Origin of the sequence: Corynebacterium gallinarum, from assembly GCF_014837045.1 — a bacterium.
Taxonomy (GTDB): domain Bacteria; phylum Actinomycetota; class Actinomycetes; order Mycobacteriales; family Mycobacteriaceae; genus Corynebacterium; species Corynebacterium gallinarum.
The window spans coordinates 15,005-28,972 of the sequence record NZ_JACSPR010000015.1; the positions used below are offsets into that span (position 1 = coordinate 15,005).

Here is a 13,968-nt window from a genome sequence, read left to right on the forward strand (position 1 = left end):
CCCACACTATTTCTGAAGGGCAGTTGAGCAAGTGGCTGATCGCCTCGTAGTGCGCGGTGCGCGCGAACACAACCTCAAGGGCGTGGACATTGACCTGCCACGCGATTCGATGGTGGTGTTCACCGGTCTCTCCGGTTCCGGAAAGTCCTCCCTGGCCTTTGACACCATCTTCGCCGAGGGGCAGCGCAGGTATGTGGAGTCCCTCTCCAGCTATGCCCGCATGTTCCTGGGACAGATGGATAAACCCGATGTGGACCTGATCGATGGTCTCTCCCCGGCGGTGTCCATCGACCAGAAATCCACCAACCGCAACCCGCGGTCCACGGTGGGCACGATCACCGAGGTCTATGACTACCTGCGTCTGCTGTTCTCCCGCGCGGGTACCGCCTACTGCCCGGAATGTGGCGCGCCCGTGCAGCGCCAGACCCCGCAGGACATGGTGGACCAGATCCTCGAGATGGAGGAGGGGCTGAAATTCCAGCTCCTGGCCCCGGTGGTGCGCACCCGCAAGGGTGAGTTCGTCGACCTCTTCGCCGACCTCGCGTCTCAGGGGTACTCCCGCGTGCGTGTCGACGGGGAGGTGTACCCGCTCAGCGAGCCCCCGACGCTGGAGAAACAGATCAAACACGACATCGACGTGGTGGTCGACCGCCTCCAGGTCAAGGTCAGCCAGAAGCAGCGACTCACCGACTCCCTCGAGACCGCCCTGCGGCTTGCCGACGGGGTGGTGGTCCTCGAGTTCGTTGACCTGAAGGAGGATGACCCGAACCGTCTGCGTCGTTTCTCCGAGAAGATGAGCTGCCCGAACGGCCACACCCTGGCCATCGACGAGCTCGAACCCCGCGCCTTCTCCTTCAACTCTCCCTATGGTGCCTGCCCGGCCTGTGACGGTCTGGGTGTGCGCACCGAGGTGGACATCGATCTCATCGTGCCCGATCCAGATGCGCCCGCGGTCAAGTCGATCCAGCCGTGGAACTCCAGCCCCAACTCCAAGTACTTCGAGAAGCTCATTGAGGGTCTGGCCTCGGCACTGGATTTCGACCCCCAGACCCCGTACAGCAAGCTCACCGCCGCGCAGCGCAAGGCCCTGATCCACGGATCTAAGCAGGAGGTCAGCGTCCGGTACAAGAACCGTTATGGACGCGTCCGCGCCTGGACCGCCCCCTTCGAGGGTGTCATGGGGTATTTCGATCGCAAGCTGGAGCAGACCGACTCCGAGTCTCAGAAGGACCGTCTGCTCGGATACACCCGCGAGGTGGCCTGCCCAACCTGTCAGGGCGCACGCCTCAAGCCGGAGATCCTCGCCGTGCGGCTGGATTCCGAGTCCCACGGCCAGCTGTCCATTGCCGGTCTGACCGCCCTGTCGGTCACCGAGGCCTTCGAATTCCTCAACAGCCTGACCCTGGGCAAGCGCGAGGAGATGATCGCGGGTGCGGTGCTCAAGGAGATCCGCGCACGCCTGAAGTTCCTGCTCGATGTGGGCCTGTCTTACCTCACCCTCAACCGCGCCGCCGGCACCCTGTCCGGTGGTGAGGCACAGCGCATCCGCCTGGCCACCCAGATCGGTTCCGGACTGGCCGGCGTGCTCTATGTCCTCGACGAACCGTCCATCGGCCTGCACCAGCGTGACAACCAGCAGCTGATCAAGACCCTGGAACATCTCCGTGACATCGGCAACACCCTCATCGTGGTCGAGCATGATGAGGACACCATCCGGCGTGCCGACTACCTCGTCGACATCGGCCCCCGCGCCGGTGAATACGGTGGCGAGGTGGTCTACCAGGGTGAGCCGAAGGGCATCCTCGATTGTGAGGACTCCATCACCGGTGCCTACCTGTCCGGTCGTCGCACCCTGGGGGTGCCCGACACCCGCCGGGAGATCGACCCGGACCGCAAGCTGAAGATCGTCGGCGCCCGGGAGAACAACCTCCAAAACGTCGATGTGGAGATCCCCCTCGGTGTTCTGGTGTGCATCACAGGTGTCTCCGGTTCCGGCAAATCCACCCTCATCAACCAGATCCTGGCGAAGGTACTGGCCAATCAGCTCAACCGCGCCCGCCAGGTACCGGGACGCGCCAAGCGCGTCGAGGGAGTGGAGCACCTGGACAAGCTCGTGCAGGTGGATCAGTCACCGATCGGCCGGACCCCGCGGTCCAACCCGGCGACTTACACCGGTGTCTTCGACAAGGTACGCAACCTCTTCGCAGAGACCACCGAGGCGAAGGTCCGTGGCTACAAGCCCGGACGGTTCTCCTTCAACATCAAGGGCGGCCGCTGCGAGGCCTGCCACGGTGACGGCACCCTGAAGATCGAGATGAACTTCCTGCCCGATGTGTATGTCCCGTGTGAGGTCTGCGAGGGCAAGCGCTACAACCGCGAAACCCTCGAGGTGCACTACAAGGGCAAGAACATCGCCGAGGTCCTCGACATGCCGATCTCCGAGGCGGCGGAGTTCTTCGAACCGATCAAATCCATCCACCGCTACCTGGCCACCCTCGTTGATGTGGGGCTCGGGTACGTACGTCTCGGCCAGGCGGCGACCACGCTGTCCGGTGGTGAGGCACAGCGCGTGAAACTGGCCTCCGAGCTCCAGAAGCGCTCCAACGGCCGCACCGTCTACATCCTGGATGAACCGACCACCGGCCTGCACTTCGAGGACATCCGCAAACTGATGATGGTGATCCAGGGACTGGTGGACAAGGGCAACTCCGTCATCGTCATCGAGCACAACCTCGATGTGATCAAAGCCGCCGACTGGATCGTGGACATGGGCCCCGAGGGTGGTTCCGGTGGTGGCATGGTCGTGGCCGAGGGCACGCCCGAGCAGGTCGCCGAGGTAGAGGGCTCCTATACCGGGCAGTTCCTCAAGGAGATGCTCCAGCCGGTTACCTCCCAGTAAGACCTAGTCAACTCTTGTGGGGTGATCTTCGCCTATCACCGCGCCCGAGACCCGGCGGTCAGGCGCCTGCGCGGAGGCTCGAGACTGTCCCGCAGGAGTGCCCCGAAGAGCCCCATCGGGCATGCTAGGGACGTCAGGCCGGGTCCGTCTGAACCGTGCCAGACGGTTTTATGGGGCTGCCAGAAGTGTGGATGGCGCCGGTGGCAACAACAGGAGCGGTAACCTTACAATCGGGAATAGGTAGACACCCTGGAGGATTGACCGGTTGGGACAACACGGTCGGAAGACAACAGGTACGAGGATCCAGATTAGTGGCCCGATGCCAGCACACAGCTTCGGGGGATCCAACAAGCCGGGTCTGGCCATCTGCCACTCAACGGGTGAACATTGAAGAGCTCCCCTTTCCATCCGAAACCAACCTCATTGAGGAGTCCCCATGAAAACCCGCGCGTTAACCCTCACCCTCGGAATCACCGCAGTCCTGTCCGCCAGTGCCCTCACCTCGCCGATTGCCAACGCAGCACAGCTCAACGTCGCTGGTGATACCTGCACTCTCACATTTTCCGACATTGACGTTCAAGCACTTGAGGAGCTCTATCACGGGATGGGAGAAGGGGTGTTTGCAGATCTCAAGAAGGCCCTACCCTCGGTGAGAGGTGACATCGACCTGGTGATCGACAACGACGGTGATGTCAGCGAAGCAGTCTACGCCCGCATTGATGCCGCAGCTGTCGCCGCCAGCTTCAATGCGGGTGAATCGCGCTCTATTCTCGACGCGGGCATCCAATTCTCCCACTACGAATCGTCCACAGAAGTGCTGGAGGCTGACACCTTCAGCAAGATGGAGGCTTCCGAACGGCTCGCGAGTGGTACGTCCGGGGTGGGGGGAGACTACCCGGGGTCAGCTCCGGCTGGCGCCATCATGGTCAAGGCCGTTGACCGCCTCCGGATCACTCTGGGGGACTGGCAGCGGATCGTCGATCAGGCGTGCGTTGACGGCAGGTCAGGTACCTACAACCTGAAAGTCAAGGGCAGCGGTTCCTCCGGAAGCACGGATCTGTCCAGCCCGTCCGGTTCCTCCGTTGTCTCCTTCGGTTCCAGCTAGTACCGCGGCTGTGAACTTTTGCCCCGTGGGCCGTCCTGCCCACGGGGCTTCGTCATACACCTTGGCCTTCCCCCCAGGTGCGTCCCGCTGCGCTCCAGCGACATGGACACGGGTGCGAGCAGTGGTGGGATCCACCGCCAGGTCCCGGCCGGGTTTTTCCTGCGCATCGACATGCAACTGCGGTTTGGCTTCGATCGATGTCAAGATGCCCGCGCACTGCCCGGCCTTGAATAGGACGTAGACCCACCACCAGGAGTAACCGATATCGACGCGGCTGACCCCCATGTGTTGGTGCTGGTAGTGCTGCCTTTCGTAACAGTTCCTAACCGGTGGTGGTCTCGGCGGGGGTTGGGGTTGCGTCGTCACGCGTCGTGGCCCCGGTGCGCCGACCGCGCAGGGAGGCGATGGCCAGCAACGCCAGCCCGGAGAGCAGGAACGCGATGGCGCGTGGCACACCGCTGAGCGCTACGAGGTCGAAGAAGACCAGCTTGACGGTGCCCGCGACGGCCAGGCCCACACCGGTCCACAGGGCGCCGGGTTCGGTGAGCAGCGAGCGGTGGAGCATGAGGACCGCGGCGAGCGCCATCCACAGGATGGACACCGTGGCATGGCCGATGAGGAAACCCAGATGCATGCCGGTGTTCCCGCCGATGAGGTTGCCCAGGTAGGTGGTGAGGGTGACGATCGCCGTGGCGGACAGATACAGCATCGTGGCTCCGACGAGCAGCTGCAGCCACAGTGGTCGGTGGTAGAAACTCTCCCGGGCCAGGATCGTTGCTGCGATGAACCCGAGGATGAGCACCGCCTGGATCAGCGCGGAGGTGTCGGTCAGCCAGACCGGCGCCAGCACGATTACATGGCGGAACAGCACACCGGTGATAGCCACGGCACCCAGCAGCCAGGCCACCCACGGCACCACACCGAGGTTCCTGTCCCGGGGAAGCTGACGCAACCAGATAAACAGTGCGGAACCGGCGATGAGATAGACGACCACCGGCAGTGAACCGTCGAGGAACTGACCCGGTTCCATGGGTGGGCCGTTGTAGCGGATGCCCACCAGCACGGTGGCCACCAGTGCCAGGCCCATCACGGCGATGAGGCGTGCAATGCGCTGGTATTCCACCGGAGTGGTGGAGGCATAGAGTCCGTCCGTCTGGGTTGGCCGGTCCGACAGCACCGCGAACACACCGATCGCCGCGATGAGAACCGCCGGCAGGAGGGTGAACCACACAGCATCCAGGCGGATGAGGGGGACCGACAGGCATGCGACGATCGGCACGGGGAGGACCACGCCCACCCAGGCGGCCACCGGATCCGTTTCGAAACTGCGCCAGTATTCCGCCAGGGCGATTTCCGAGCTGTCACCCTCGCGTGGCTTCACCGGATCCCACAGGGTCAGCACCACCAGCAGCACCGGGGTGATGATGCCCACGCTGGCGGCCGGGAGCATCAGGGCATCAGCGGAGGAGATGAGCATGAACTGCAGGATCGTGGCCATGATGGCCATCGCTAGACGGATGCGGTTGTCCGCCACGGTGTAACTGGCCAGCAGCGCGACAATGATGCCCGCGATCGGCCACCACGCATCGAACGAGGCGGAGAACATCCAGGCCACCAGTGCGGTGACAATGGCGACTGCCAGCAGGACGGATCGGGCCTCGGCGCGGGCCTTGTCGTCCTTCTTGTCATCGGAGAGGCCGACCTCACGGTCACCACCGGACCCCAGCCCCAGCCTCCGGCCCAGGCCTGCCCAGGTCGCAGCCACGACCAGGAATACGGCGTTGCCCAGCAACACCACCAGGGATCCCAGGCCCGGTGGCCACCATTCGAGGACGAAGATGAGGGCGGAGGTAGTGGCCACGAAGGCGATCTGCGCGGTCACCATCAGGGCGATGATGCCCTCCACGCGCGTGCCGCGTTTGCGCAACCACGCCGCCGCACCGAAGAGCAGGGCACCCACCAGGTACGCGCCGAGGACCCGTCCCAGTGGCCCCAGCCAGCCACGTTGGATGGCCACGGAGACCAGCAGGATGATGCCGGCGATGGTGATCGCGGCGCCACCGATGGCGACGCCACGCATGATCTTCTCCTCCGTGGTCATCGGAGGCTTCGCCGGACGCTTCGGCTTCTCGGGGCGCGGATACGGATTGGGAACCCGTTGGGCCATCGGGGTCGACGGCCGCGGCGTGGGCTGTGGGGGAGCGGCCGGGGAAGTTACCGGGGGCGCCACCGGTGGCATCACTGGCGGGGTAGCGGCGACCGACGTCCCACCCGCAACCCCGGAGGAGACCTCTTGTGTTTGGGTGGGGGCGGCGTCGCCAAGCGGTACGGCGGTACGTGCCGGCTGTTCGGTGGTGTCCATGCGCGACACCAGCGCATCGATCTCCCGGCTGGCCTCCGCCATCGCGGACGCCGAGGCGGACAGCTTCGACAGGGCCGAACGTAGGGCCAGCCGATCGCGTTGTGTGAAGTTCATAACTTGAGGGTAGGACGATATCCACTGGCCAGCCCGGGATGTCACCAGTTTGTTATAGAAGCATGGGGTTTGTCTGAAAAAGTTGCTGTGGACAGTGGACGTTTTTGCCTTTTGTGGTTTATGCTGTTAGAGTTCTTACCACTACCGCCTGGTGCGTATTTATACGGATCAGGCCGCAAGAGGAGATCTTCCCACCTAAGGCCGCCGAGCAATCGGTTGGATACAGGTAAAGCAAGTAGTGCTGACACGGACTAGTGCCCGTGTACAACTCTTGATAAGTCAGATCTCCCGTTCATCCCAGTGGATGAGCGGGCTTTTGGTCTGTAACGGGGCAATCACCTCAAGTGGTACGGTACGTCATCAATTTCCCGCACTGCTAACAGAGGAGTCCACATCAGCGCTGAAGCTCGCATCAATGAGCGTATCCGAGTTCCTGAGGTCCGTCTTGTCGGTCCCAATGGTGAGCAGGTAGGCATCGTCCGTATCGAGGACGCCCGCAAGCTCGCGTTCGACGCAGATCTTGATCTGGTCGAGGTTGCACCCACTGCCAAGCCACCGGTCTGCAAGATCATGGACTACGGAAAGTTCAAGTACGAAGCAGCCCAAAAGGCCCGCGAGTCACGCAAGAATCAGCAGCAGACCGTAGTCAAGGAGCAGAAGCTTCGTCCCAAGATCGATAGTCATGATTATGAGACGAAGAAGAGCAATGTGATCCGCTTCCTTGAGAAGGGATCCAAGGTCAAGGTCACGATCATGTTCCGTGGTCGTGAGCAGGCCCGCCCAGAACTTGGCTACAGGCTCCTCGAGCGTCTGGCAAATGACGTAGCCGAATACGGTGTCGTCGAAACCCGTGCGAAGCAGGATGGCCGCAACATGACGATGGTCATCGGTCCGCTCCGCAAGGGCAAGAACTAAACACGATTAGGGTTTAAGGACAACTTTCATGAAGAACAAGACCCACAAGGGCACCGCTAAGCGCGTCAAGGTGACTGGTTCCGGCAAGCTCGTCCGCGAGCAGGCTAACCGTCGCCACCTCCTCGAGGGCAAGCCCTCCACCCGCACCCGTCGCCTGAAGGGCATTGTCGAGGTTTCCCCCGCGGACACCAAGCGCATGAAGCGACTGCTCGGCAAGGCGTAACAGACGCCCGTCTGCACCCATTCCACTTTTCAAGATCAGATTTAAGGAAGTACCACCGTGGCACGTGTCAAGCGGTCCGTCAACGCTAAGAAGAAGCGTCGCGAAATTCTGAAGTCCGCAAAGGGCTACCGCGGCCAGCGCTCCCGCCTTTACCGTAAGGCGAAGGAACAGTGGCTGCACTCCATGACCTACGCGTACCGCGATCGTCGCGCACGCAAGGGTGAGTTCCGTAAGCTGTGGATCCAGCGCATCAACGCTGCTGCCCGCATGAACGGCATCACCTACAACCGTCTCATCCAGGGCCTGCGCCTTGCTGAGATCGAGGTCGACCGCAAGATCCTCGCCGATCTGGCTGTCAACGACTTCGCTGCTTTCTCCGCCATCTGCGAGGCTGCCAAGGCTGCCCTGCCAGAGGACGTCAACGCACCGAAGGCTGCTGCATAAGACACTGCTTAACGCAGTGCCTGCACACTAAGAACCTGTCCCTCCCCGTCACCCGGTCTATCCGGGCGCGCGGTGGGGGACAGGTTCTTTTTTGTTTGTGTTAGCTGATGGTCGCCAGCAGCTCGATGCAGGCCTTCTCGCAGCGGCGGCAGGCCTCCGCGCACAGCCGGCAGTGCTCATCGTGGTCGGCGTGGCGCTCGCATTCCTCGGCGCAGGCCAGACACGCGGCGATGCAGGCGTTGAGCTGGGCGCGCACCACGGTCAGGTTGCTGCCGGTGCGTCGGCTGAGCACCGCGACGGTGGTGGCGCAGATGTCTGCGCAGTCCAGGTCGGTGCGGATGCAGTTGCGCATCTCGGCCACCGCGTCCTCCGCCAGGCAGGCGTCGGCGCAGGCGGTGCAGGCCTGGGCGCATGCGGTTGCGGCCTCCAGGGCCGCCACGAGCTTGTCGACGTCGAGACCATCCGTAGGATTCGGATGCGCGGTGATCATGGTTTTGATGTTGCTCATGGTATCTCCTTGATCTGTTCATGGGGGGTGTCCCCGCCGAGGGTAGCGAAAAGCCGTGACGGTGACCGTCGGTCACGGGGATTTCACCCGGCGTTCACCCCAAACTCATGGTCTAGAGATTTGTAACCTCATCAATTCACATAGAGATCACCATTCTGACACCTGGGCCCCATAGTATTCCGCTTCGTGTCCACAACTCTTCTCGAGCCGGAAGTGGACGATCTCAGAAAGAAAGCCAAGCGTTCCCGTAGGAACGAGTGGTGGTTGGCTGCTGTCCTTCTGGCGCCCAACCTGCTGCTGCTGGCACTTTTCACCTATCGTCCCCTTCTGGACAACTTCCGTCTGTCCTTTTTCAGTTGGAACATCTCCTCACCGACCTCCACCTTCATCGGGCTGGACAACTACATTGAGTTCTTCACCCGCGCGGACACCGCGCAGGTGGTGTTCAACACCGTGGTGTTCACCTTCTTCGCGGTCGCCGGATCAATGTTCTTCGGCCTGGCTCTGGCAATGCTGCTGGATCAGAAACTCCGAGGCCGGAACTTCGTCCGGTCCATGGTGTTCGCGCCGTTCGTGATCTCCGGTGCCGCCGTCGGTGTGGCGTTCCAATTCGTCTTCGACCCGAACTTCGGCCTGGTGCAGGATCTGCTCGGCCGTATCGGGGTGGATACACCCAACTTCTATCAGGACCCCAACTGGGCCATGTTCATGGTGACCTTCACCTTCATCTGGAAGAACCTGGGGTACTCCTTCGTCATCTACCTCGCCGCCCTGCAGGGGCTGAACAGGGATCTCGCGGAGGCCGCCGCCGTCGACGGCGCCAGTGCGTGGACCAGATTCTGGCGCGTCACCCTGCCGCAGCTGCGCCCCACCACGTTCTTCCTGTCCATCACCGTGCTGCTCAGCTCTGTGCAGGTCTTCGACATCATCCACACGATGACCAGGGGAGGCCCTTTGGGCAACGGAACCACCACGCTGGTGTACCAGGTCTACACCGAGACCTTCACCAACTACCGGGCCGGATACGGCGCGACAGTGTCCACCATCCTCTTCCTCACCCTCCTGATCATCACCGCCATTCAGGTCCGCTACATGGATAGGGGGGCCAGAAAATAATGATTGCCACCGACCGCGGTCCACTCATCAAGATCATGGGTTATGCGAGCATGATCCTCGCCGTGGTGTTCATCGGCCTGCCCCTGGTGTTCATCGTGCTCACCAGCTTCAAACAGCAGTCCGAGATCTACACCCAGCCGGTGACCTGGCTGCCGGAGCAGTTCAACTTCGACAACTACCGCAATGTATTCGACCGGGTGCCGTTCTTCGACTACTTCCGCAACTCGATCCTGATCACCGTCATCCTGTGCACGATCAAGATCATCCTGGGCATCATCTCCGCGTACGCGCTGGCGATCCTGCGCTTCCCGGGCCGCAACCTCGTGTTCCTCCTGGTCATCTCCGCACTGATGGTGCCCTCCGAGGTGACGGTGATCTCCAACTATGCGCTGGCCAGCCAGCTCGGTTGGCGTGACACCTACCAGGGCATCATCATCCCGCTGGCGGGTATCGCATTCGGCACCTTCCTCATGCGCAACCACTTCATGTCGATTCCCCACGAGTTGATCGAGGCGGCGCGCATGGACCACTGCGGCCACTTCCGGCTGCTGTGGAAGGTGCTGCTGCCCATCTCCCTGCCCACCATCGTGGCGTTTTCCATGATCACCATCGTCAACGAGTGGAACCAGTACCTCTGGCCGTTCCTGATGGCGGAAACCGAGGCCTCGGCGACCCTGCCGATCGGCCTGACCATGCTGCAGAACAACGAGGGTGTCTCCAACTGGGGTCCCGTCATGGCGGCCACCATCATGACCATGCTCCCGGTTCTGGTGATGTTCCTCGCCCTGCAGCAGTACATGATCAAGGGCCTGATCTCGGGTGCGGTCAAGGGCTAAAGCGGCCCGGGATCCCACCCGCCACAACTGAATAACCCACCTCTTTTTAACACCCTTTCTGAAAGGTCACCGAAGACCCATGTCTTTCAACCCACAGCTGAGCCGCCGCCACTTCCTCGCCGCCGTCGGTGTCGCCGGAGCGGGCGCCACCCTGACCGCCTGTGCCGGCACCGGAGCCAGCACCGATTCCGCCGATGCCACCACCGCCGAGGGCGCGACCAACACCATCGTCTGGTGGTCCAACCACCCCGGTAACTCCAAGGACGTGGAGCTGGAGATCATCGCCCGCTTCGAGGAGGAGAACCCGGACCTGACGGTCCAGCTTGTCGACGCCGGCGCCAACTACGCCGAGGTCTCTCAGAAGTTCAACGCCGCCCTGTCCGGCGGTGACCTCCCCGATGTGGTCGTGCTCTCCGACACCGAGTGGTTCAACTTCGCCCTCAACGGCGCCACCGCCAACATCGATGAGGTGGCCAAGCGCAACAACATCGACACCTCCTCCTACGTCGATTCCCTCTACAACGACTATGAGCACAAGGGTGGCCACTACGGTCTGCCGTTCGCCCGTTCCACCACGCTGTTCTACTACAACCGCGAACTGTGGAACGAAGCCGGTCTGCCGGACCGCGGCCCGGAGTCCTGGGAGGAGTTCAGCGAGTGGGGCCCGAAGATCCAGGAGGCCATGGACTCCGGACACGCCCTCGGCTGGGGCGACGCAGTCAACTACCTGTCCTGGACCTTCGAGGGTCCGATGTGGTCCCTCGGCGGCAACTACTCCGAGGGTTGGGAATCCCGCCTGACCACCCCGGAGACCATCCGCTCCGTCGAGTGGCTCAAGTCCACCGTCGACGAGGGCTGGGCCACCGTCTCCACCGACATCACCAACGAGTTCGCCACCGGCATCGTCGGTTCCTGCATCCAGTCCACCGGCAGCCTGTCCTCCGTCGAGGCGGCCGCCACCTTCGACTGGGCTGTGGCACCCCTGCCGAACCCCACCGGTGAGGGCGCCTGCCCGACCGGCGGCGCAGGCCTGGGCATCCCCTCCGGCATCTCCGAGGAGCGTCAGGACAACGCCATCAAGTTCATCGACTTCCTCACCAACTCCGCCAACACCGGCTACTGGTCCCGCGAGACCGGTTACGTCCCGGTCCGCAAGGACGCCGCCGAGGATCCGGAGCACCGCGCATTCCTCGATGAGAACCCGGCCTACAACGTCGCCGTCGAGCAGCTGCCCGACACCCGCGTGCAGGACAACTACCGTGTGCTGCTGCCCAACGGTGACCGCACCATCGGTGACGCACTGGAGAAGATCTGCCTGACCGGTGCTGACATCGATGTCACCCTGGCCGAGACCGAGCAGCAGCTCGACACCATCTACAAGCGCGACATCGAACCACTGCTCTAAGAACCGTCCGCTTTCGTCAGTCAAGAAGGAAACAACACCATGGCTTCCATCGTCTTCGACGGTGTTTCACGCATCTACTCCAAGGGCGCGCGCCCGGCGGTGGATAAACTCCATCTGGAGATCGCCGACGGGGAATTCCTCGTCCTGGTCGGCCCCTCCGGGTGTGGCAAGTCCACCTCCCTGCGCATGCTCGCCGGGCTCGAGCCCATCGACGAGGGCCGTCTGCTTATCGACGGCCGCGATGCCACCGGGTTGCGCCCCCAGGACCGCGATGTGGCCATGGTGTTCCAGAGCTACGCCCTGTACCCGAACATGACCGTCCGGCAGAACATGGGGTTCGCGCTGAAGAACCAGAAGTACCCCAAGGATGAGATCAACCGGCGCGTCACCGAGGCCTCCCGCATCCTCCAGCTCGATCCCTACCTGGACCGCAAGCCAGCGGCCCTGTCGGGTGGCCAGCGCCAGCGCGTGGCCATGGGGCGTGCCATCGTGCGCGAACCCGCCGTGTTCTGCATGGATGAACCACTGTCCAACCTGGATGCGAAACTGCGCGTCTCCACCCGCGCGGAGATCTCCGCACTGCAGCGCCGCATGGGGGTGACCACCGTCTATGTCACCCACGACCAGATCGAGGCCATGACCATGGGCGACCGCGTCGCAGTGCTGCTCCACGGGGTGCTCCAGCAGGTGGACACCCCACAGAACCTCTACGACCACCCCGTCAACGCGTTTGTGGCCAGCTTCATCGGATCACCGTCGATGAACCTCATCGAGGGCACGATCCGTGGCGATTCCGTCGAGCTGGGCACCGGCATCACCATCCGGGTGCCCGATGAGGTCGCCGCCCACATCCGCGGCAACCGCGCCGATTATGAGGGCCGGTCGGTCATCGTCGGTGCGCGCCCCGAGGCGATGTATCTGACCAGTCCCCATGAATCGGGGGCGATCGCCTGCGAGGTCAGCCACATCGATGAACTCGGTGCCGATTCCATGGTCTATGTCCGGGCTGCCGGGGTGAAAAACCCCAACACCGATGTCCTGGGCGAGGGCATCCCGGAGGATATGCGGATCCAGGTCTCCCCGGCCGCGCAGCGGGACACCGCGGAACTGGGGATCCGGGTGGAACGCCACCACGGGCTGCACCCGGGCGATGTGGTCCATGTGGTGGCGGCTGCCGACAGTGTCCACCTCTTCGACGGCACCCATGGCCGCCGGGTGGGGGAGAGCGCCAGCACCCTGGTCGGTTAACCAAGACCTACCAGGTCAGGGAGTGGAATTCCGGTGACCCCGGGCGGAAACGCCCGGGGTCACTGACCGTCGCAAAGTCCACACCGGCGGCCTCTACAACGGCCAGGGCGTGCTCATTACGGATGGTCCAGCACCCCACGCGCACCCCGCGGGCGTGGTAGTTGGCCACCAGCTCCGGGGTGATCATCTGCCAATGCGGCAGGAAGGCGGCCAGATTCGCCGCCGGGATCACATCAAGGACATCCACATCCTGGGCCAGCTCGGCGCGTAGCACGCCCACCCGGGCCCCGGGCAGCCGGTCGGTCAGCTCCACCAGGGCGGCATCATGGAAGGAGATGAACAGGATCCGCGCCAGCTGTTCCGGCCGGTGACGGAACAGCTCAGCCGCCGGGGCCACCGCGCCCGGCACCTTGATCTCCACCTGGATGGGCAGGTCGGTGGTTGCCAGGACCTCCTCCAGGGTGGGAACATTCTCGCCATTGGTCAAGGTGATCTCCTTGATCTGCTCCACCGTCAGGGAGGCCATCGGCGCATCCCGGTGCGGGGAGTCCGGTGCTGCCACCCGCTCGGCGGTGCGGTCGTGGATCACCACCAGCTGATTGTCCAGGCTCGCGTGCACATCCAGCTCAACGGCATCGGCGGGCGGGGCAGCCAGGAAGGCGGCCATCGAGTTTTCCAGTTCCAGGTCTTCAGCACCACGGTGCGCCACGATATACATGGGGGAAAATCTACGTGCCCCAGGTGACCGCCGCGTGAACTTCACGTGAGCATCTATCGTGTCCACCCCGACTGA

At 63.1% G+C, this 13,968-nt stretch carries 12 protein-coding genes; 9 read left to right on the forward strand and 3 right to left on the reverse strand.

Annotated elements, in window-relative coordinates; all coding sequences use genetic code 11:
- The first annotated feature begins 31 nt into the window (after window positions 1-31).
- Window positions 32-2,899 (forward strand): excinuclease ABC subunit UvrA, encoded by a 2,868-nt coding sequence (gene uvrA, locus H9627_RS13735; RefSeq protein ID WP_191734587.1) that lies wholly within the window; start codon window positions 32-34, stop codon window positions 2,897-2,899.
- 436 nt (window positions 2,900-3,335) lie between these two features.
- On the forward strand, window positions 3,336-4,004 hold the full coding sequence (locus H9627_RS13740) for a hypothetical protein (RefSeq protein ID WP_191734588.1): 669 nt from the start codon (window positions 3,336-3,338) through the stop codon (window positions 4,002-4,004).
- A gap of 322 nt (window positions 4,005-4,326) precedes the next feature.
- Here the strand turns inward: H9627_RS13740 and H9627_RS13745 are convergent, their stop codons facing one another.
- A complete protein-coding gene (locus H9627_RS13745; protein WP_225213885.1) occupies window positions 4,327-6,480 on the reverse strand; it encodes a DUF2339 domain-containing protein in 2,154 nt (717 codons plus the stop codon).
- Window positions 6,481-6,891: 411 nt separating this feature from the next.
- Here H9627_RS13745 and infC point away from each other — a divergent pair, with 411 nt between their 5' ends.
- Genes infC through rplT form a run of 3 tightly spaced genes read left to right on the forward strand, consistent with a single transcriptional unit; the run spans window position 6,892 to window position 8,062 of the window.
- Window positions 6,892-7,395, forward strand: coding sequence for a translation initiation factor IF-3 (gene infC, locus H9627_RS13750; RefSeq protein ID WP_404826220.1), 504 nt, complete (start codon window positions 6,892-6,894; stop codon window positions 7,393-7,395).
- A gap of 28 nt (window positions 7,396-7,423) precedes the next feature.
- A complete protein-coding gene (gene rpmI / locus H9627_RS13755) occupies window positions 7,424-7,618 on the forward strand; it encodes a 50S ribosomal protein L35 (RefSeq protein ID WP_006770417.1) in 195 nt (64 codons plus the stop codon).
- Window positions 7,619-7,675: 57 nt separating this feature from the next.
- A complete protein-coding gene (gene rplT, locus H9627_RS13760) occupies window positions 7,676-8,062 on the forward strand; it encodes a 50S ribosomal protein L20 (protein WP_006770418.1) in 387 nt (128 codons plus the stop codon).
- A 100-nt stretch (window positions 8,063-8,162) separates the two neighbouring features.
- On the opposite strand, the gene H9627_RS13765 is transcribed toward rplT, so the two are convergent.
- Window positions 8,163-8,570: a four-helix bundle copper-binding protein gene (locus H9627_RS13765; protein ID WP_191734589.1), complete on the reverse strand. Its 408-nt coding sequence runs from the start codon at window positions 8,568-8,570 to the stop codon at window positions 8,163-8,165.
- A 186-nt stretch (window positions 8,571-8,756) separates the two neighbouring features.
- Here H9627_RS13765 and H9627_RS13770 point away from each other — a divergent pair, with 186 nt between their 5' ends.
- The 4 genes from H9627_RS13770 (at window position 8,757) to H9627_RS13785 (ending at window position 13,175) form a co-directional block, all read left to right on the forward strand.
- Window positions 8,757-9,686 carry a carbohydrate ABC transporter permease gene (locus tag H9627_RS13770; RefSeq protein ID WP_191734590.1) on the forward strand — a complete coding sequence of 310 codons (930 nt, stop codon included), beginning with the start codon at window positions 8,757-8,759 and terminating at the stop codon, window positions 9,684-9,686.
- Window positions 9,686-10,522 (forward strand): carbohydrate ABC transporter permease, encoded by an 837-nt coding sequence (locus tag H9627_RS13775; protein ID WP_191734591.1) that lies wholly within the window; start codon window positions 9,686-9,688, stop codon window positions 10,520-10,522. Before H9627_RS13770 ends, H9627_RS13775 begins: the two co-directional genes overlap by 1 nt.
- 79 nt (window positions 10,523-10,601) lie before the next feature.
- Window positions 10,602-11,927: an ABC transporter substrate-binding protein gene (locus tag H9627_RS13780; protein ID WP_191734592.1), complete on the forward strand. Its 1,326-nt coding sequence runs from the start codon at window positions 10,602-10,604 to the stop codon at window positions 11,925-11,927.
- A 39-nt stretch (window positions 11,928-11,966) separates the two neighbouring features.
- Entirely contained in the window at window positions 11,967-13,175 is a 1,209-nt protein-coding gene (locus H9627_RS13785; protein ID WP_191734593.1) for an ABC transporter ATP-binding protein, read from the forward strand.
- 7 nt (window positions 13,176-13,182) lie between these two features.
- On the opposite strand, the gene H9627_RS13790 is transcribed toward H9627_RS13785, so the two are convergent.
- Window positions 13,183-13,893, reverse strand: coding sequence for a glycerophosphodiester phosphodiesterase (locus H9627_RS13790; protein ID WP_191734594.1), 711 nt, complete (start codon window positions 13,891-13,893; stop codon window positions 13,183-13,185).
- Between the last annotated feature and the right edge of the window lie 75 nt (window positions 13,894-13,968).

What these genes read in the sequence shown, in the direction of transcription:
- H9627_RS13785 (WP_191734593.1), top strand. Translation starts at nt 11,967, where the DNA reads ATGGCTTCCATCGTCTTCGACGGTGTTTCACGCATCTACTCCAAGGGC.
- H9627_RS13790 (WP_191734594.1), bottom strand. Translation starts at nt 13,893, where the DNA reads ATGTATATCGTGGCGCACCGTGGTGCTGAAGACCTGGAACTGGAAAAC.
- H9627_RS13765 (WP_191734589.1), bottom strand. Translation starts at nt 8,570, where the DNA reads ATGAGCAACATCAAAACCATGATCACCGCGCATCCGAATCCTACGGAT.
- H9627_RS13740 (WP_191734588.1), top strand. Translation starts at nt 3,336, where the DNA reads ATGAAAACCCGCGCGTTAACCCTCACCCTCGGAATCACCGCAGTCCTG.
- H9627_RS13745 (WP_225213885.1), bottom strand. Translation starts at nt 6,480, where the DNA reads ATGAACTTCACACAACGCGATCGGCTGGCCCTACGTTCGGCCCTGTCG.
- H9627_RS13775 (WP_191734591.1), top strand. Translation starts at nt 9,686, where the DNA reads ATGATTGCCACCGACCGCGGTCCACTCATCAAGATCATGGGTTATGCG.
- H9627_RS13780 (WP_191734592.1), top strand. Translation starts at nt 10,602, where the DNA reads ATGTCTTTCAACCCACAGCTGAGCCGCCGCCACTTCCTCGCCGCCGTC.
- rpmI (WP_006770417.1), top strand. Translation starts at nt 7,424, where the DNA reads ATGAAGAACAAGACCCACAAGGGCACCGCTAAGCGCGTCAAGGTGACT.